Source organism: Xanthobacter sp. 91 (assembly GCF_000702385.1).
GTDB classification, from domain to species: Bacteria; Pseudomonadota; Alphaproteobacteria; order Rhizobiales; family Xanthobacteraceae; genus Xanthobacter; species Xanthobacter aminoxidans.
Genome location: NZ_JNIB01000001.1, coordinates 3,359,315 through 3,377,644 on the forward strand (window position 1 = coordinate 3,359,315; position 18,330 = coordinate 3,377,644).

Sequence of the window (18,330 nt, forward strand, 5' to 3'; positions counted from 1 at the left end):
AATGTGGCTATAAAAATAGATACATTGTGGTGCCGCTCCCACGGCTGCACCTGCAGGGCAGGAAGACATCCGGATGGATTTTCAACTGACCGATCGTCAGAAGGAGCTGATCGAGGCGGCGAAGGGTGCATACGAGCGCAAGCTTGCTCCGCTGGTGGCCGATTCCAGCGTCGCCGGCGTGCGCCGCTTGCGCAGCGCCATGGCGGAGCAAGGGCTTCTTGGGCTCAATCTGCCTCCCGAGCACGGCGGCCTCGGTCTTCCGCTTCTCGATACGCTGCTGATGATCCAGACCCTCCAGGCCTGCGCGCCCATCGTCGGTGGCTTGAGTCACCGCACCTCCACGGGAGCCGTTGGCGCCGTCGCGGAATACGGCACGCCCGAGCAGCGCGCCCGCTTCGTCGAGCCCCTGTGCCGCGGAGAGATCGGCATCTCCATCGGCATTACCGAGCCCGACGCCGGCTCGGCCGCCACCGCATTGAAGACCCGCGCCCGGATCGACGGCGACCACGTGGTGCTCAACGGCTCCAAGCAGTTCGTCAGCTTCGTGAACATCAACGAGTTCACGCTGGTCTATTGCCGGTTTGGCACGTCGGGGAAGGCGTCGGACATCGGTGCCGTCATCGTCCCGCATGATGCGCCGGGCTTCCGCCATTCGAACGGCACGCTCAATATGGCCGACGAGCTTCTGTTCGAGCTTTATTTCGACGACTGCCGGGTGCCGAAGGAGAATATTCTCCTTGATGGAGGGGCATTCGGAAAGCTCATCAGCGTCTACAATGCCGAGCGCCTCGGAAGCATGGCGCGAATGCTTGGTTCCGCGCGCGCGGCCTATGAATTCGCGCTCGCTTATTCCAAAGAAAGGCGGCAGTTCGGTCGCGAGATCTGCGATTTTCAAGGCATCCAGTGGATGCTGGCCGACATGCGCGTGAAGCTCGATGCGGCCCACCTGCTCGTCATGCGCGCCGCATCGACGGCCCAGGTCACGGGCCTGCCCGCGCCGCTTGAGACCTCCATTGCCAAGGTGTTCACCGCCAAGGCGGCGAAGGAGATCTGTGACGACGCCATCCAGGTGCTCGGCGCCAACGGCTACACCAAGGAATATCCCCTCGTTCACCGCTATGCCGAGGTGCGTGGCGGCTCGATCTATGGCGGCACCATGCAGATCCACAAGAACATGATCGCGGCTGCCATCCTCGAGCGTGAGAACAGCCAGTGGAAGAAGGCCTGAGGGAGGCCGCCGTGACCGTCGAGATCGACCGCTCGCTGATCGGCAGACGCAGCGCCCCCTACATCGTCGAGGTGGAGAAGGGGGCCGTGCGGCGCTTCGCCGACGCCATCGGCGACCCCAATCCCGTGTACCGCGATATCGAGGCGGCGCGGGCGCAGGGCTATGCCGGCATCATTGCGCCGCCCACCTTCCCGGTTTCCTTTCACTGCCCCGAAGAGCCCGAGTGGACCCGCAACCTCGACCGGCGGCGCGTGCTCGCCGGCGAGCAGGGCTTTCACTATGCGAGGCCGATCGTGGTGGGAGACATCCTCACCTGCTGCATCACCTTTGTCGGGGTGGAGGAGAAGCAGGCGCGCTCCGGCGCCATGGAGCTGCTGGTTCAGGAGATCGAGGGCCGAGATGCGGCCGGCGCGCCGGTCTACCGCCACCGGCGCGTCATGGTCTATCGCGCCGCCCCGGCGATCTAAGCGATGGATGCCATCGCCGCCACCCCCCTGATGACGGCGGACGCCTTTGCTGCGGCGCTTGCCGACCCACGGCACGCCTGGCCGAGCCGGCAATGGGCGCTTCTCGATGTCCGCGAGCACGGCGCTTACGAGCGAGGCCATATTCCCGGCGCCACATCGCTGCCGCGTCGCCGGCTCGAGTATCGCGTGGAGGAACTGGTGCCCGCTCGCGCGACCCCGGTGGTGCTGTACGACGACGGCGGGGACGATCGTCGCGCCGTGCTCGCGGCGGACGATCTTCGCGGGTACGGCTATAGTCGTGTCAGCGTGCTCGCCCACGGCCTCGCCGGCTGGCGCGCGCGTGGTGGGCGGCCGGCGACGGGCGTGAACGTGCCGTGCAAGACCTTTGGCGAGCGGGTTCTCGCCGAGGACCGGGTGAGCCATATCGATGCGGCGGGGCTCGACGCCCTCCGTGCCGCCGGTGTGCGCGTCGCGATCCGGGACGTTCGCACCGCGGAGGAGTTCGCTGACGCGCACATTCCGACGGCCCGATCTGCACCCGGCTTCGAGCTGGCGCTTCGCCTCATGGATCTGGAGGCGGACTGCGACACGGTGGTGGTGAATTGCGCCGGCCGCACGCGCTCTATCATCGGTACCGCCACTCTGGCGCGGCTCGGCGTGCGATCGGTCTTTGCGCTTGAGAATGGCACCATGGGCTGGCAGCTGGATGGCCGCGCGCTGGAGCGCGGGGAGGCAGGCTCGCCGCCTCCTTCGTCCGGCAGCTGGGCGCACGCCGTTGCCCGCGCCGAAGGCTTGGCGCGAACACACGGGGTCGGTTTCCTTTCTCCCCGAGACCTCTCAGCGCTCCTAGCCCGCCCATCCGCCGATGTGCGCCTCATCGACGTTCGGACGAAAGATGCCTTCGACGCCGGGCACATCGCTGGCGCTGCGTTCGCTCCGGGCGGACAGGCGGTGCAGCGGGCCGACGATTTCATCGCCGTACCCGGTGCCGACGTGGTGTTTGTGGACGATGGCGACGCGCGCGCCTTGCTTGCCGCCTATTGGTATCGGCGCATGGGTTTCCCGCGTGTCCATGTGCTCGCAGGGGGCGTGCCGGCCTGGCGCGACTCGGGCCGCAGGGTCGTGCAGGGCTACGCCCGCGCCACGCCGTTGGGCCTTGCCGCCGCGACCTCCGCTTGCGCCTTCCTGGACGCGGCGAACCTCTCCCGCCGCCTGGACGCGCCACCTGAGACGCGGCCCCTCGTGGTCGACGTGGGTTCGAGCCGCGATCTTGCTTCGGGCCACATACCGGGTGCGCTCTGGCTGCCGCGCGGCGCGCTGGAGCTTCGGGCGGCGGAACTCCCGCCGGGTCGGACGGTGGTGCTCGCATCGGCGGAGGAGGCTCAATCCATTCTCGCCGCACGCGCGCTGGCACGTCTCGGCCGCGAGGAAATCTATGTCCTTGAAGGCGGCATCGCCGCCTGGCGCGCCGCGGGATTTTCGCTCGCGGAAGGCCTGCCTGATGGAGCGGGCGCCGACGACATCGTGGATCCGCCCTATCAGCGTGGGCTGACCGGAATGCGGTCTTATCTCGAGTGGGAGATCGCGCTGCACGGCCAGTCGCCGACGCCGGAGGGCGGCGCATGAGCCGCCGGTTCCGAGGGCCGGCGTTCCGGCCGGGGGGCCGCGCTCTAGCCCTACACCACGGTCATGCGCGGCTGCGGGCGCTCGCGGGCAAGTCGGGTGAGGATGTCGATGCCCTTGGCGAGAACACTCGCCTTCTGCGCCGGATTGACCGAGATGCGGAACGCGCGGGGCGGCCTCGACCCGCCGATGGTGAAATTGTCCGACGGCACGACCGAGACGCCCTCCCGATAAGCTGCCTCGCAGAACTCCGCCGCGTTCCAGTGATCCGGGAGATGCAGCCACTGGAAGAATGCGGCCGGGTGACTGGAGACCTTCCAGCCCGCCAGCAGCTTGAGAGCCGCTTCGTGGCGGGCACGCAGCTCGGCCAGGTTGTGGCGGGCGATGGCGTCGGCGGAGCCGTCGGCGATCATCGTCCCGGCGATCTCCAGCGGCAGCGGCGCGTTGGCAAGCATCAGCGCATGAAGCGTGTGGACGAGGCGTTCGCAGAGCGTCGGCGGGCTCGCCATGTAGGCGACGCGCAGAGCCGGGGTGACGCTCTTGCCGAACGAGCTGAGATAGATCGTCCGCTCCGGCGCGAAGTGCGCGATGGGCAGGGGGCGCTCCGTCATGCCGCTGATGGCCGCGTCGTCCTCGATGAGGATCAGATCATGGCGGCGCGCAAGGTCGGCGATGCGCTGGCGACGCTTCTCGGACATCATTGCCGCGGTGGGATTGTGAACCGTGGGCTGAAGATAGAGGCAGCGCCCGCCGGTGGTGGCGACCGCCTCCTCCAGGGCCTCGGGAATGATGCCTTCGCTGTCGATGGCCACAGGCGCCAGACGGCGCCCGAGCAGCGCGCCGAGGGAATTGACGCCGGAATAGGTGAGCGCTTCGGACAAGAGGGTTTCGCCGGGGGCGACGGTGCCGCTGATGGCCACCAGCAGCGCCTGTTGGCCGCCTCCGCAGGCGATCACGCGGTCGGGCGTCACCTGGAGGCCGGAGCGGCGAATCCACTGGGCACCGGCGGTGCGGTGGCTCAGCAGGCCTTCGGCGGGCGGATACTTGTGCACCGGCATGAGGGCGGCGCGTGCCGCGGCGAGCGTCATGGCCTTCCCGAGTTCCTCGGAAAGGCCGGCCACGGGCGAACGGTAGCAGGCGAAATCGATGGTGCCGGGCATGCGCTCGGGCAGGTAGTTCGGGATGGTCGCCTCGATCCCACGGCAGACGAAGGTGCCACGCCCGACCTCGCCGGAGACCAGCTGGCGCTTCTTCATGATGTTGTACGCGCGTCCGACCGTCCCGACGGTGACGCCGAGCTGTTCGGCCAGATCGCGCTGCGGGGGCAATTGCGCGCCGAGCGGCAGCTCGCCGCTGTCGATGGCCTCTGCGATGGCGCCCGCGAGCGCGAGATAGCGCGGGCCTTCAAACTTCGAAATGTCGGGTGTCCATACCCCCGCGCCGGCGGCGTCAGTCATGGCGTTCGGGTTCTCCGGCCGAAGATCAATGTCCAGCATAATGTAACTTATCTGACGGCTACATTGATACAGGGATGTTACGGAGGCGGCCGGCCTCGCCGAGGCCGCCGGACAATTCCTCCCGCGCCCCGGCGGGCTGTGCCGTCGCATGTCGGACCTTCGGGTCGCCAGCCCCACGCCGCGGCGCTTTCTCCGGAAACGATCAACTGGCGCGCCTTCGCCTAGGGCGGGTCGAGCGCCGGGAGGGAAGGGAAACAACAATGAGCAATCCGTTCCGCAATGCGACCTACGCGCAGGCCCTGGCGATGCTTGCCGCGCGTCATGGGGAGCGAGACGCCCTGGTGTTCCGCGATCAGCGCTTCTCCTTCGCCGATCTCCGCCGCGAGGCCGACGCCGCGTCCCGGCGGTTCGCGGCGCTGGGGCTGAAGCCCGGCGACAAGGTCGGAATTCTGATGCCGAACCGGCCGGAATTCATCTGGTCGTGGCTCGGCGCCGCGCAGATGGGACTGGTCTGCGTGATGCTGAACACCCGTCTCCGACGCGACGAAATTGCCTACCAGCTCGGCCAGTCCGACTGCCGGGCGGTGATCGTGACCGATGCCGGCGACGGTCCCGATTTCCTCGTCGCGCTCGCGGAGCTGTGCCCCGGCCTCCGCGACAGAGCGCCGGGCGCAATAGCTGGCGAGGCCTTGCCGCAGCTCGATTTTGTGATCATCTGCGAGGACACGAACCGCGGCTATTCCGGGGCTCTCACCTGGGCCGGGCTCGACAGTCCCTCGGGTGCGATGCCGGACATGGCGGACGATCCCGCGTCCCCGGCCATTATCTCATACAGCTCCGGCACCACGGCCCTGCCGAAGGGGGCGATGATTTCCCATTGCCTGTGGCGCAAGGCGTGGGACATCGGCATCCGCGTGGATCTGACCGCGGACGATTGCCTCTATCTCGCCATCCCCATGTTCGGCTCCATGGCCACGATGAACGGCATCGCACCCTATTGGGTGCGTGGGGCCAAGGTCGTGCTGGGCGAGCAGTTCGATGCCGGTGCATGCCTTGCGGCGATCGCGCGCGAGAACGTCACGGGCATGCACGTGCTGCCGCCGATCCTGCGCCAGCTGCTCGCCCACGAGGACTTCCGCAGGACCGACACTTCGTCCCTGCGCCTCGCCTATACGCTGAGCATTGACCCCGAAATCCTCGCCCAGGTGGAGGATGAACTGGGCGTGCCCGGCACCATCACCGGCTACGGCATGACCGAGACCACCACTGTGGTGACCCGCAACCGCTGGGACGACCCGCGCGAGGTGCGCCACGCCACCCAGGGCTGGCCGCTGCCGGACCTCGAAGTGTCGATCATCGACCCCGCGACGCTCGCGCCCATGCCCGCCGGCGAGCCGGGCGAGATCTGGGTGCGCGGCTATTCCATCATGCTCGGCTACTACAAGAAGCCGGAGGAGACGGCCCGCGCCATCAACCCTGACGGCTGGCTGCGCACCGGCGACTGGGGACGGCAGGACGAGACCGGCCGTGTCACGCTGCTCGGCCGCCTTGGCGACACCTATAAGTCGCGCGGCTTCAACGTCTCTCCGGCGGAGGTGGAAGCGGTGCTGGATCGCCACCCGCGCGTGGAGGTGTGCGCCGTCGTCGGTGTGCCCGACGATCGATATGGCGAGGTGGGCATCGCCTTCGTGGTCCCCGCTACGGGGGAGGGGGCGCAGGAGGCGGAATTGCTCGGCTACCTGAAGCCGAAGATCGCCGCCTACAAGATGCCGGCCCGCGTGTTTTTCATCGAAGCGCTGCCGCTGACCTCCGGCACTGGGAAGGTCCAGAAATTCAAGCTTCGCGCCGAGGCGCTGCAACGCCTCGGTCTCGTGCCGCCGGAGCCGGGGCGCCCGGCTTCTCCGTGATCAAGACGGCCCCGCAGCCGCTGAAGCTGCAGATTGTGAGCATTCTTGTGCGTCAATGACATGTATTATTACCATATAAATGGTGACAATCTGATTTGAACGTGCTCAGAATGGCCTAACAATAGGAGTCCCGCCCGGTATCGGCAGATGCGGCGAGGGACCCGATGGGAGAGAGACGCGATGGGGGAGAAGCGCTTTTCCGGCCGGCGGGTGGTCGTCACTGGCTCTGCCCGAGGTATCGGCCGGGCAACGGCGGAGAGGTTTGCGGAGGACGGCGCCGCAGTGGCGGTGGTCGATCTCGATGCCGCCACCGCCGCGGCTACGGCAGCCGAAATCGCTGCGACCTACGAAACCCAGGCGGTGGGCATCGCCTGCGACGTCTCCGTGCGTGAGAGCGTCGAAGCGATGGCCGAAGAGGTGGCGCAGCGGCTCGGCGGGATAGATGTGCTCGTCAACAATGCCGGCGTCACCAGAGACAACCTCATTCACAAGATGGAAGATGAGGATTGGGATCTCGTGATGGGGGTTCATCTGCGTGGCGCATTCCTGTGTACGCGCGCCGCCCAACGTCACATGGTGCGCCAGAACTACGGCAAGATCTGCAACATCTCTTCCACCTCCGCGCTCGGAAATCGCGGGCAGGTCAACTATTCGACCGCCAAGGCCGGGCTGCAAGGTTTCACCCGCAGCCTCGCGCTCGAATTGGGGCGCTTCAACATCAATGTGAACGCAGTGGCGCCCGGCTTCATCGATACCGAGATGACGCAGCTCACGGCCCGTCGGCTTGGCCACGAGCCTGAGGCCTACCGCCAGATGCGTGCGAAGACCATCGCCATTGGTCGGGTTGGCGTGCCGCGCGACGTGGCGAACCTCGTCTGCTTCCTGTGCTCCGACGAGGCGGGATTCGTGAATGGGCAAGTCGTCTATGCGAGCGGCGGCCCGGAGACGCGGCGCGGCTGATCGCCGGGCGGTGCCACTCTCTCAAGAATAATCGGAAATGGAGGAGACGATGATCGATCCCGTCGATGCGCTGGAGCGCGACGACATCAAGGAGCTGGCAGCCCTGGCAATCGGCGAGTTTCGCCCGCGCGGCGCGAGCTATGACGCCAATTGCGATATGCCGCGCGAGAATATCGAGGCGCTCTTCTCCCGCGGCTGGCTGACCACGACGCTCCCCAAGGAGATGGGCGGCAAGGGCTCGAACCTCACCACGGACGATCCCGCCACCTATCTGCAGGCCCTGCGCGTGATCGCACGGGGGTGCAGTTCCACCGCCCATTGCTACCAGGTGCAGAACCACACCGCCTGGGCGGTGAACGATCTGGGCACGCCGGAGCAGCGCGAGCGCTTCATCCAGCCCATGTTCGAGCGTCCGTCGCTGTCCGGCTTCGTGGGCTCCGAGGCCAAACGCAAGCACATGTACATGATGAACACCTCCGCCAAGCGCGTGGATGGAGGGTTTATCCTCAACGGCGAGAAAAACTACGCCACGAACGGTCCGATGATGAGCTTTGCTATCATCTTCGCCGCCATCGATGGCGTGAACAACTATCTCGACAACCATCAGATGCTCATCGTCGAGCCCGGCATGAAGGGCGTGACGATCGACAATGACTGGTATCGGCCCAACGGCATGCGTGCCGCGGCAAGCCCGATCATCACCCTCGACAATGTTTTCATTCCGGACAGCCATGTCCTCGGCGAGCCCGGCGCCTATCCGCGCGGGCGCTGGCAGGGCCGGTTTCATCTCGGTTTCACCGCCAACTATCTCGGCACCACGGAGGGCATGTACGAGTGGTGCCGCCAATACCTGATCGAGCGCGGGCGCGGCAGGGCGGAGCTGATCCAGATGCGTATGGGCGAGATGCGCATCGCTCTCGATGCCGCCGGCTCGCTCTTCCACGACGCCATTCGCGCGTTCAAGACACGGTCGGTGGTTGAGGCGGAGCTGCTCTCCATGAGCGCCAAGTCCACGGCAGCGCACGTCGCCTTCGAACTGTCTCACAAGCTGATCCATGCGGTCGGCTCGACTGCACTTTTCGACGAGTATCCGCTCAGTCGCTATCTCCGCGATCTGGAGACGCATGTGCTCCATGCGGGGCACGACCGCACGGCGCAGATCGTCGGCCAGGCGGAGTTGAACGAGACATTCGATTCGACCCTCCAGCGCTGAGGCGCGGCGCGATGCAGAGGCGCTTCGACGAACTGGCCGTGGGAGACCGGGACACGTTTTCGAGCGATCCCGTTACGACCCGCCAACTGGTGATGTATGCGGGCGCCTCGGGCGACTTCAACCGTATCCATTACGATGATGCCTATGCCCGGGAGGCCGGGCTCGCCGGCGTGATAGCCCATGGCATGCTGACCATGGGTATCGCCGGGCGCAGCGCCTCTGCGTTCGGCGGTCCGGGCGCGTTCGTGCGCGACATCGAAGGGCGCTTCCTCAATCCGGTGCGCCCGGGTGACGTGGTGGTGATGACCGTTGAAGTGGTGGCGAAGGAGACGCGGCAGGGCGTCCCCTGCTGCGATCTCGCGGTGAGAGGCGAGGTCGAGCGGAGGCTCGTCTTTCAGGGCAACGCCACCCTCGCGTTTCAGCGATAGGCACGCATTCCAGCCGGGCCCAGGCCGCCGGCTCCACGCTCCAAACCGGGAAGGGATCGATGAAGAGTGTCCTCATCGCCAATCGCGGCGAGATCGCCTGCCGCATCGTGCGGGCCTGCCGCGACCTCGGGCTGAGAAGCATCGCAGTCTACTCCGACGCCGACCGCAACGCTCTTCACGTGGAGCTGGCGGACGAGGCGGTGCGCATCGGTCCCCCTCCGGCGCGGCAGAGCTATCTCGATGCCGACGCCATCCTGGAAGCCGCGCGCGCCACCGGCGCCATGGCCATCCATCCCGGCTACGGTTTCCTCTCGGAGAGCCCCTCTTTTGCACGGAAGGTCGTGGACGCCGGGCTCCTCTTCGTGGGGCCGGCTGACACCATCATTGCCGAGATGGGTGACAAGGGGCGCGCCCGCGCGCGGGCCGAGGATGCGGGCGTCCCTGTTTTGCCCGGCTCCGGACGGTTGCCCCGGGACATGGGGGAGAACCTGCCCGGCCTCGGCGCATCCGTGGGCTTCCCGCTGCTGGTGAAGGCGACAGGCGGGGGCGGGGGCATCGGCATGCGCCGTGTCGACACCGAAGCCGATCTCCCGGCCGCCGTCGAACGCGCGCGCGAGCAGGCGGCCCGCAGCTTCGGCGATGACGGCGTCTATCTCGAACATTTCGTCGCCGCCGCGCGCCATGTGGAAGTGCAGGTGTTTGGCGTTGCTCCCGGCCGGGTCATCGCCTTTCCCGAGCGAGACTGCTCGGTGCAACGCCGCTTCCAGAAGGTGATCGAGGAGAGCCCCGCCGCAAACCTGCCCGATGGGGTCTCCCATGGGCTGAGGACGGCGGCCGCCCGCCTCGCGGCGCGGGTCGGGTATCTCGGCGCGGGGACCGTCGAGTTCATCGTCGACGCCGCGACCGGGCGCTTCTATTTCCTGGAGATGAACACGCGCATCCAGGTAGAGCACCCCGTTACGGAAATGGTGACGGGCCTCGATCTGGTGGCGTTGCAGCTGCGCCAGGCGGCCGGCGAGGACCTCTCGGCGGCGATCCCAGATCCGCCGGTGGCGGTCGGCCATGCCATCGAAGCCCGCATCTATGCGGAGGCTCCGGACCGTGGGTTCCTGCCAACGCCGGGACGACTTGCACGGCTGGATCTTCCTGCACTGGGCGACGGCCTGCGCATCGATACAGGGGTTCGGGCGGGCGACGAGATCACCCCATTCTACGATCCCATGATTGCCAAGGTGATCGCCTGGGGCCCGGACAGGGAAACCGCGCGGCGGCGCCTTGATGATGCTTTGGCGGCGACGTGTATCAATGGCGTGGGGAGCAATCTCGCGTTCCTGCGGTCCGTGCTCGCGCATGCGGAATTTCGCACCGGTGCCGCCACGACCGACTTCGTGGCGAGGCATGGTTCCGCTTTGCTTTCTCCACGGACGGAAGAGCCCCGGGGATGACTGGGGGCTGCTGAGCGTGTGGCGACTGTGGCGAAACGCATCCGCCGATTAATACCAGAATTCAAAGTATCAATCTGGACGAATTGTGTTGATCTGTATCAAGGCTTTGTTATGGTTCGCGTTAACGACGATGCGTCCGGCATGACTGGCGCACACGGGAGGGACCCATGGGATTGGCGCGCAGGATCCTCGATCCGGTAGCGAATCTGCTGCTGCTTGCCGCGGGCTTGAGCATCGTGCTGATGATGGTGATCGTCGTCGCCGATGCGGTGGCGCGTAGCCTGTTCAATGGCACCGTGCCCGGCAGTCAGGAGCTGACCGCCAACTATTTCATGGTCGCGGTGACGTTCCTGCCGCTGGCCTGCGTGCAGCGGGACAAGGCCCACGTCATCATTGAGCTGTTCACCGGCTGGATGCCGCCACGCGCCGTGGCCTCGCTCGATGCGGTGGTCTGCCTCGCCTGCGCCGCCGGAACGCTCGTATTCTGCTATGCGACCTACTTGAAGGCCCTCGCCATGACGCGGGCCGGTGAATACGCGGTCGGCACGGTGATCGTCACGATCTGGCCGACCCGCTGGCTGGTGGTGGCCGGCGCGCTGGTGCTTGCGCTCTATCTCCTGCTCAACGCGGCGGAGGAAGCGCGCGCCGCCATCTTTGGAAAGCCGGCACCGGGCGGCGCCCGTCATGGCCATGCGCTCGACGTCGACTGACGCCGCGCCCCCTCCACCTTTCCCCGAACCGGCGTCTTCAAGGGCACATCATGTCATCGATCACCGTCGGCATTCTTGCGATCGCCATTCTGTTGCTGATGCTGGCCGTACGGGTGCCCATCGCCTTCGCGCTCGCCTCGGTTTCCGTGGTCGGGATGCTGGTCATACGTGGGCCGGCAGCGGCGATGAGCGTGCTGGCCGAGCAGCCCTACAATTTCATCGCCCATTGGTCGATGTCGGCGGTGCCCATGTTCATCCTCATGGGCACCCTGGCCTATCACGGCGGCCTCACCCAAAGTCTCTACAGGGCCGCGCGGTTGTGGCTGAGCGCGCTGCCCGGCGGGCTCGCAGTGGCCAGCACCGCCGCCTGCGCGATGTTTGCCGCGGCCTCTGGCTCCAGCGTCGCCACCGCGTCGGCCATGGGGCGCATCGCGATCCCGGAAATGCTGCGCTACCGCTACGATCCGGGCCTTGCCACCGGCGCGGTGGCTGCCGCCGGCACGCTCGGCTCGCTGATTCCGCCCAGCATTCTGATGGTGCTCTACGCCATCTTCGCCGAGGTCTCGGTGAGCCAGGCTCTTGTCGCGGGCGTCATCCCGGGAATTCTGTCGGCGGTCATGTTTGCGACCATGATCGCGATCCGCTGCAAGCTGAATCCCGCCTTGGCCCCGCCGGTGGAAGAGGCGGTGAGCTGGGCGGCCCGCTGGGCGGTGCTCGGGTCGGTGTGGCCGTTGCCGGTGCTGGTGCTGGCGGTGATCGGCAGCATGTATGTGGGCATCTTCACCGCCACCGAAGCCGCCGCGGGCGGTGCCTTGATGACGTTCGTCATCGTCGCGCTGCGGGGGGCGCTGAACTGGCGCGTGATCAAGGAATCGGTGGTGGAATCGGTGAATTCAACCGCCACCATACTCTTCATCGCGCTCGGCGGCTTCCTGCTTTCGCGCTTCATGGCTGTATCCGGCTTGCCGGCTTATGTTGCCCATGTGGTCGACGGGATGGAGCTGCACTGGCTCTACATCATCATCGGCGCGTCGGTGGTCTATATCATCCTCGGGATGTTCCTGGACTCCATCGGCATCATGCTTTTGACGTTGCCGATCATGCTGCCGGTGCTGGAGGCGGCCCATCTGAACCTGATCTGGTTTGGTGTCCTCGTCATCAAATACCTGGAGATCGGGCTTGTGACACCGCCGGTCGGCCTCAATGTCTTCGTTATCAAGAGCGTGGTCGGGAAGTCTGTGCCGCTGGAGACGATCTTCAAGGGCGTGATGTGGTTCATCGTCACCGACATCATCACGCTTATCATTCTCATTTCCTTCCCTGAGATCTCTCTTTTCTTGCCAAACATAATGAAGTGAAGAAGAAAAATCGGGAGGATACAAAGTGAAACACGTCCTTTTCGCAGCCGGTCTGGCTGCCATCAGCGGGGCGACGGCACTCATGCCGGCGTCCGCCCAAGCCGCCGACCCTGTCAAGATCGTCTATGCGAATTATCTTAACCCAAAGCACATCACCAACCCGGTGCTCCTGCGCTACTTTCAGGATGTGGAGCGGGACTCAAAGGGCACGCTGAAGTTCGAGTATCACTTCGGATCGTCTCTCCTGTCGGGTAAAGACATTCCGGGCGGCGTGCGGGACGGGATCGCCGATGCCGGGTACTTCGTCGGCGCCTACATTCCCACCGAAATGCCGGTCGACAACTTCCTCGCCGAGTTCAGTTTGCTCAACGATGAGCCGCTCGTGATGACGGCGGTGCTGAACGAACTGGAACTGTTCAACTGCCCGCAATGCACCGAGGAATACAAGAAGTTCAACACACGCTTTCTCGCCACCTATGCGCTGACGCCCTATGTCTACCACTGCCGCACCGAGATGAAGAAGCTCTCGGATTTCAAGGGCAAGCGCGTGCGCGGCATTTCCGCTTATGCCGACCTGGCGCGCGCCCTCGGTGCGGTGCCGGTCAACGTTAGCCCCGACGAAGGCTACGAGGCGCTGGATCGCGGCATCATCGATTGCGCGCTTCATTCTATCGCCGCCCAGAAGGCGCGCTCCTACGGCGAGGCGGCGAAGTTCGTGCTGCTCGACCCGCTCGGCGGCTTTCTTGGAGCGGCGCTGTTCGACCTGCGGATCGACAAGTGGAATGCCCTGACCGTCGATCAGCGCAAGGCGATCGTCACCAACCTTCCCCAACTGGTCACGGATTCGATCTTCAACTACATCCACGAGGATGAGGAAGTCGTGTCCGAGTACACCAAGAAGGGCACCAAGTTTTACAAGGGAGATGCCGAGTTCGGTGCCTTCATCAAGGATTTTGCCAAGAAGTACACGGCCACGGCGGTGGAGAAGGGCGCAAAGGTTGGCGTGAAGGATCCAGAGAAGATCGCTGCCGAACTGACCCGCCTTGCCGAAAAGTGGCGGGGGCTGCTGGAGAAGAACGGCCGCGACCAGGCGACGTTCAAGCGCCTCCTTTGGGAAGAGATCTACGCCAAGGTCGACGTGCAAAACCCCATCAAGTGAGAGGATGAGACGGTGCCGCAGGGCTGCATTCGGCCCTGCGGCGCGCCTCACCACAGCTCTCGTCCGGGCGCCTGGCTGGAGGAAATGATGTCCCGTGACCACAGGCTGCGCGTCGAGGACGCGGGCGGCGTAAGACGGCTCGTTCTCGACCGACCCGAGGCGCGCAACGCGCTCGACGGCACGCTCGTCGGTGCGCTCACCGAGGCGATCGCGGCGGCCGGTGCCGATCCCGCGGTTCGCGTGGTGGTGCTTGCCGGCACTGGCGGCGGATTCTCCGCCGGCGCCGACCTCAAGGAGACGGCGCGGATCACCGATGCAGCCGTGGCCGCTGCCCATGCGCACCGCATGCGACGTCTGCTTGAGGCGCCCGGCGAGATCGACAAGCCGGTGATCGCCGAGGTCCACGGCTTCGCCCTGGGCGCGGGCTTCGCCCTGGCGCTCGCGTGCGACGTGGCGGTGTGCGCCGCGGATGCGCGGCTCGGTTTCCCCGAGATGCGCCATGCGGTGGTGCCCGCGTTGGTCGTGCCCGGCATCGTGCGGCGTGCGGGACCTCTGGTGGCGTTCGACCTGCTCGCCAACGGGCGGATTTTCACGGCTGCCGAGGCGAGGATTCCAGGTCTCGTGGTGCTGCCCTCCGGTGCCGATGCGGCTCCGGACGTCGCGCGTCGTGCGACGGAACTCGCGGGCCATCCGACAGAGCTGGTGGCCGAGGTGAAGCGCATGGTTCGCACCAGCGATCGCTGCGACCTCGCGCACGCCCTGGACGCTGCAGAACAGGTGAATGTGGAAAACCGCCTCAGGCGGGCGCGTTTGACGCGGCAGGAGGAATGACGAGATGAAGTTTCACGAGGTCGGCGACCATGAACCGGTCATCATTGATGCCGTCCGCACGCCGGTCGGGCGCCGGGATGGTGCCCTCCGGGAATGGCATGCGGCGGCGTTGCTTGGCCACGTCTTCGCCCGCCTTCTGGAGCGCAGCCGACTCGATCCGGGACTGGTGGATGACGTGGTCGCCGGCTGCGCCACGCAGGTGGGCATGCAGGCCGGCAACGTGGCGCGCACGGCGCTCCTCATGGCGGGAATGCCGGTGACGGTTCCGGGCTCCACCGTGCAGCGCGCGTGCGGTTCGTCTCAGCAAGCGGTGCACTTCGCCGATACGCTGATCCGCTCCGGCGTCTGCGATGTGGTTGTGGCCGGCGGCGTCGAGATCATGTCGGCCACCCGTGGCGGCAATGACGATACGCGCTACGGCGCGCGTTATCCGAAGGATCTGGTCGAGCGCTTCTCCATGCCCAGCATGGGCGAGGCGGCCGAGCGGATCGCCGAGCGGTGGCATCTGGATCGGATCTATCTGGATGAGCTTTCCGTGGAAAGCCACCGCCGTGCCGCCGCGGCGCAGGAGGCGGGTCGGTTCGATGCCGACATGATCCCCATTGAGGGGGCCGGCGGTGTGATGCTCACGCGCGACGAGGGCGTGCGGCCCGGATCGAGCGTGGAGAAACTTGCGACCCTGAAGCCGCCCTTCCGTCCGGACGGCCGGGTGACGGCGGGCAATGCCAGCCAGGTCTCGGACGGGGCGGCGGCTCTCCTGCTCATGAGCGCTGGCAAGGCCCGTGCCCTGGGACTTACGCCCCGCGCCCGGGTCCATGCGCAGCTGGTTGTCGGTGTCGATCCCGAGATCATGCTCACGGGCCCGATCCCGGCGACCCGGGGCATCCTCGCCCGCGCCCGGCTGGCGCTCAGCGATATCGACTTGTTCGAGGTCAACGAGGCATTCGCTTCGGTGCTCGGGGCTTGGATCGATGAAATCCAGCCCGACCTCTCGCGGGTCAATGTCAATGGCGGTGCCATTGCAATGGGCCATCCGCTGGGCTCCTCCGGGGCGCGGCTGATGACGTTGCTACTGGGCGAATTGGAGCGACGCGGTGGGCGGTTCGGCCTGCAGTCCATGTGCTGTGGTGGTGGTCTGGGTACCGCGACCATCATTGAGCGGATCGAGCCCTGAGCGATCCGCTCTTCACGCCGAAGGCGTCGTATGAAGACGGGCTTCCGCGCCAGCCGACGTGGTTCTTCAGCTCGGCCTTCTCCCGCCCGGACGCGGGGGGAGGGGAGGCAAAGGGATCGCCGCGCTGGGGCGAGAGACTATTGCAAGGCCGTCAGCCCGGATTGCCGGCATCCGCCCGGCCTGCGCTTGCGTTGCGGCGCAGGGATCGCGGCGTTTCCCCGAATGCGGTCTTGAAGTCCCGTGATAGGTGGGCGCTGTCGGCGAAGCCCGCTCCCATCGCGATGTCTGTCAGCGATCGCTTGCTGTTGAGGATCAGCCATCGTGCATAGTCGAGCCGAAGGCCGCGCTGGAACGCGGCCGGGCTCTGACCGAGGGATACCGCGAACAGGCGCTCGAGCTGGCGTGGGCTGACACCCACATAGCGCGCGATGGCCGCGACCGGCGGAGGATTGTCCAGTCGCTGCTCGATGAACTGCGCGGCCTGTTGCACCCTGACGTCAAGGTGGGGGCCGATCTCCGCATAGAAATGCGGCTGGGGCATCTCGGCCGGCCGCATGTGCTGCAGCATCATGTGCCGCATGGCCTGCTGAGCCTTGTCCCGGCCGCAGTGGCGCGCGACCAGGTAAAGGCCGAGATCGATCGCCGCCGTGGAGCCGGCACAGGTGATCAGATCCCCCTCGTCGATGAAGAGACGCTCCACCCCCGCCTGCACCTTCGGGAAGCGCTGCTTGAAGGCATCGAGCACGTTCCAGTGAACGCAGACCCGCCGCGGCCCCACAAGGCCGGCCCTGGCGATGGCGAATGTGCCGGTGCAGATCCCGAGCAGCCGCACGCCTGACGCCGCCGCCCGCCGCAGGTAGGCGAGCAGGCTCTCAGGCAATGCATCGTTGAGATAGTCGTTGCCGCCGCACACGGCGAGGTAGTCGAAGTTGGCCGGATCCATCAGGTCGCCGTTCGGGGTGACCAATATCCCGCAGCTCGACCGCCGCGGCTGGCCGTCCAGACTCATCACGGTCCAGCTCGCATGGAGCTTGCGGCTGCGTCCGCCATGGTCGGCCGCCAGCCGCAGCACGTCGATCAGTCCGGAAAAGGCGGCCAGCGTGAACTTGTCGAGCAGCAGGAAGCCGATCCGCAGCCGGGCGGCGGGCGGCGCAGGGGGCGGCGGGTGATCGCTGGCACGGGGAGGACGCAGGGGGCGCATGTCGCGAATGTTCAAATTTTAGGCCGGCCCATTCTAGTGCGCTTTGCAGCCGGCGCGCCATCATGACCTCACAGAAGCGCGAAGACGCTCGGCAGAGGAGAACAACGATGACCCTTTCCATCCGGCTGGCCAAGGCATTGTTATCGACCACCATGATCGCCGCGACACTGCCCGCCGCTCCGACCATGGCGCAACAGCCCCCGTCCATCACCGTCGCCTGGTTCGGGGGCAATTGGGGGGATGCCTTCCGCGCCTGCATCGCGGACCCCTTCACCAAGGCGACCGGCGTCGCCGTCAAGGCGGAGATCGGCACCTCTACCGTCACCCTGTCGAAGTTGCAGCAGCAGAAGGGGGCGCCCACCATCGACGTGGCGTGGATGGATGGGGGCATCAGCGAACTCGCACTCGCCGCGGATGTGGTCGAAACGCTCGATCCGGCGGCGATCCCGAACCTTGCCAACGCCGTGCCGGAGGCAGTCTACCGCAGCGGCGCCACGACCTATGCGGTCGGCACCGGCTATTACTCGCTCGGGCTCGCTTACAACACGCAGAAGATCAAGACCGCCCCGACGTCCTGGAACGACCTCTGGAACCCCGCATTCGCCGATGCCGTGACCATTCCCTCGCCCGCCAACGCGTCCGGTGTGCCCTTCATCATCTTCCTGTCGAAGATTGGGGGCGTCCCCACCAGCGACCTCGCGACGACCTTCAAGAAGATCAAGGAACTCAAGGCCGCCCTGTTCTTCGATTCCTCGGGCGCTGCAACCAACGCCTTCCAGAGCGGAGAGGCGATCATCGGCGCGCATTTCAACGTGGGCGCCTGGGATCTGGCGGACAAAGGCCTGCCCATCGGCTTCGTCGTACCAAAGGAAGGGGCCTGGGCGGGGGATACCCGGCTGCACCTCGTGAAGGGGAGCGCGAAGAAGGAAGCCGCCGAAAAGTTCATCAACCAGGCGTTGACGCCCGAGGCGTCGGGATGCCTCGCGGAGAAGCTCTACCTCGGACCTTCGGTGAAGAACGTCTCGGTCAAGCCGGAAACCGCCCGCAAGCTCCCCTGGGGAGAGACGGGATCGGTCAAAAGCCTGATGCTCTTCAACTGGGCGGACATCAACGCGCTGCGCGCGGGCGTCGTCGATACGTGGAACCGCGAAATCGCCCGCAAGTAAGCT

General features: G+C 66.2%; 16 protein-coding genes. 14 read left to right on the plus strand and 2 right to left on the minus strand.

The genetic code is table 11. The features are described 5' to 3' along the window. The first annotated feature begins 73 nt into the window (after positions 1–73). The 3 genes from A37E_RS0115820 to A37E_RS0115830 are packed head-to-tail and all read left to right on the plus strand — an operon-like array spanning position 74 to position 3,321. Positions 74–1,228, plus strand: a complete 1,155-nt coding sequence (locus A37E_RS0115820) for an acyl-CoA dehydrogenase family protein (RefSeq protein ID WP_029557498.1) — start codon at positions 74–76, stop codon at positions 1,226–1,228. Positions 1,229–1,239: 11 nt separating this feature from the next. Continuing rightward, positions 1,240–1,695 carry a MaoC family dehydratase N-terminal domain-containing protein gene (locus A37E_RS0115825; RefSeq protein WP_029557499.1) on the plus strand — a complete coding sequence of 152 codons (456 nt, stop codon included), beginning with the start codon at positions 1,240–1,242 and terminating at the stop codon, positions 1,693–1,695. A 3-nt stretch (positions 1,696–1,698) separates the two neighbouring features. After that, complete coding sequence (locus tag A37E_RS0115830) at positions 1,699–3,321, plus strand: rhodanese-like domain-containing protein (RefSeq protein WP_051679087.1); 1,623 nt, start codon at positions 1,699–1,701, stop codon at positions 3,319–3,321. 50 nt (positions 3,322–3,371) lie between these two features. Here the strand turns inward: A37E_RS0115830 and A37E_RS0115835 are convergent, their stop codons facing one another. Continuing rightward, positions 3,372–4,775 carry a PLP-dependent aminotransferase family protein gene (locus A37E_RS0115835; RefSeq protein ID WP_029557501.1) on the minus strand — a complete coding sequence of 468 codons (1,404 nt, stop codon included), beginning with the start codon at positions 4,773–4,775 and terminating at the stop codon, positions 3,372–3,374. 260 nt (positions 4,776–5,035) lie between these two features. Between A37E_RS0115835 and A37E_RS0115840 the strand changes: the two genes are divergently transcribed. The 10 genes from A37E_RS0115840 to A37E_RS0115885 all read left to right on the plus strand — a co-directional run bounded on the left by A37E_RS0115840 (position 5,036) and on the right by A37E_RS0115885 (position 15,960). Next, positions 5,036–6,682: an AMP-binding protein gene (locus A37E_RS0115840; protein ID WP_029557502.1), complete on the plus strand. Its 1,647-nt coding sequence runs from the start codon at positions 5,036–5,038 to the stop codon at positions 6,680–6,682. 180 nt (positions 6,683–6,862) lie between these two features. Continuing rightward, entirely contained in the window at positions 6,863–7,642 is a 780-nt protein-coding gene (gene fabG, locus A37E_RS0115845) for a 3-oxoacyl-ACP reductase FabG (RefSeq protein WP_029557503.1), read from the plus strand. A gap of 49 nt (positions 7,643–7,691) precedes the next feature. Then, positions 7,692–8,855, plus strand: coding sequence for an acyl-CoA dehydrogenase family protein (locus tag A37E_RS0115850; protein WP_197022996.1), 1,164 nt, complete (start codon positions 7,692–7,694; stop codon positions 8,853–8,855). Between the two features lie 11 nt (positions 8,856–8,866). Further along, a complete protein-coding gene (locus tag A37E_RS0115855) occupies positions 8,867–9,283 on the plus strand; it encodes a MaoC/PaaZ C-terminal domain-containing protein (RefSeq protein WP_029557505.1) in 417 nt (138 codons plus the stop codon). 59 nt (positions 9,284–9,342) lie between these two features. Then, the gene (locus A37E_RS0115860; protein ID WP_029557506.1) at positions 9,343–10,728 is read left to right on the plus strand and encodes a biotin carboxylase N-terminal domain-containing protein; all 1,386 of its coding nucleotides are present in this window, start codon (positions 9,343–9,345) and stop codon (positions 10,726–10,728) included. Between the two features lie 167 nt (positions 10,729–10,895). Beyond that, positions 10,896–11,438, plus strand: a complete 543-nt coding sequence (locus A37E_RS0115865; RefSeq protein WP_029557507.1) for a TRAP transporter small permease — start codon at positions 10,896–10,898, stop codon at positions 11,436–11,438. Positions 11,439–11,488: 50 nt separating this feature from the next. Next, positions 11,489–12,796, plus strand: coding sequence for a TRAP transporter large permease (locus A37E_RS0115870; protein WP_029557508.1), 1,308 nt, complete (start codon positions 11,489–11,491; stop codon positions 12,794–12,796). A 25-nt stretch (positions 12,797–12,821) separates the two neighbouring features. Further along, entirely contained in the window at positions 12,822–13,955 is a 1,134-nt protein-coding gene (locus tag A37E_RS0115875; protein WP_156026343.1) for a C4-dicarboxylate TRAP transporter substrate-binding protein, read from the plus strand. A gap of 87 nt (positions 13,956–14,042) precedes the next feature. Next, complete coding sequence (locus tag A37E_RS0115880; protein ID WP_197022997.1) at positions 14,043–14,786, plus strand: enoyl-CoA hydratase/isomerase family protein; 744 nt, start codon at positions 14,043–14,045, stop codon at positions 14,784–14,786. 4 nt (positions 14,787–14,790) lie between these two features. Next, positions 14,791–15,960 carry a thiolase family protein gene (locus tag A37E_RS0115885; protein WP_029557511.1) on the plus strand — a complete coding sequence of 390 codons (1,170 nt, stop codon included), beginning with the start codon at positions 14,791–14,793 and terminating at the stop codon, positions 15,958–15,960. 151 nt (positions 15,961–16,111) lie between these two features. Here the strand turns inward: A37E_RS0115885 and A37E_RS0115890 are convergent, their stop codons facing one another. After that, positions 16,112–17,176: a GlxA family transcriptional regulator gene (locus A37E_RS0115890; protein WP_245279350.1), complete on the minus strand. Its 1,065-nt coding sequence runs from the start codon at positions 17,174–17,176 to the stop codon at positions 16,112–16,114. Positions 17,177–17,268: 92 nt separating this feature from the next. Here A37E_RS0115890 and A37E_RS0115895 point away from each other — a divergent pair, with 92 nt between their 5' ends. Then, positions 17,269–18,327, plus strand: a complete 1,059-nt coding sequence (locus A37E_RS0115895; protein WP_029557513.1) for an ABC transporter substrate-binding protein — start codon at positions 17,269–17,271, stop codon at positions 18,325–18,327. Positions 18,328–18,330: the final 3 nt, after the last annotated feature.

Coding starts and splice junctions, on each gene's coding strand:
- A37E_RS0115830 (WP_051679087.1), top strand. CDS start 1,699: ATGGATGCCATCGCCGCCACCCCCCTGATGACGGCGGACGCCTTTGCT.
- A37E_RS0115895 (WP_029557513.1), top strand. CDS start 17,269: ATGACCCTTTCCATCCGGCTGGCCAAGGCATTGTTATCGACCACCATG.
- A37E_RS0115855 (WP_029557505.1), top strand. CDS start 8,867: ATGCAGAGGCGCTTCGACGAACTGGCCGTGGGAGACCGGGACACGTTT.
- A37E_RS0115860 (WP_029557506.1), top strand. CDS start 9,343: ATGAAGAGTGTCCTCATCGCCAATCGCGGCGAGATCGCCTGCCGCATC.
- A37E_RS0115870 (WP_029557508.1), top strand. CDS start 11,489: ATGTCATCGATCACCGTCGGCATTCTTGCGATCGCCATTCTGTTGCTG.
- A37E_RS0115820 (WP_029557498.1), top strand. CDS start 74: ATGGATTTTCAACTGACCGATCGTCAGAAGGAGCTGATCGAGGCGGCG.
- A37E_RS0115885 (WP_029557511.1), top strand. CDS start 14,791: ATGAAGTTTCACGAGGTCGGCGACCATGAACCGGTCATCATTGATGCC.
- A37E_RS0115880 (WP_197022997.1), top strand. CDS start 14,043: ATGTCCCGTGACCACAGGCTGCGCGTCGAGGACGCGGGCGGCGTAAGA.
- A37E_RS0115865 (WP_029557507.1), top strand. CDS start 10,896: ATGGGATTGGCGCGCAGGATCCTCGATCCGGTAGCGAATCTGCTGCTG.
- fabG (WP_029557503.1), top strand. CDS start 6,863: ATGGGGGAGAAGCGCTTTTCCGGCCGGCGGGTGGTCGTCACTGGCTCT.
- A37E_RS0115850 (WP_197022996.1), top strand. CDS start 7,692: ATGATCGATCCCGTCGATGCGCTGGAGCGCGACGACATCAAGGAGCTG.
- A37E_RS0115840 (WP_029557502.1), top strand. CDS start 5,036: ATGAGCAATCCGTTCCGCAATGCGACCTACGCGCAGGCCCTGGCGATG.
- A37E_RS0115835 (WP_029557501.1), bottom strand. CDS start 4,775: ATGACTGACGCCGCCGGCGCGGGGGTATGGACACCCGACATTTCGAAG.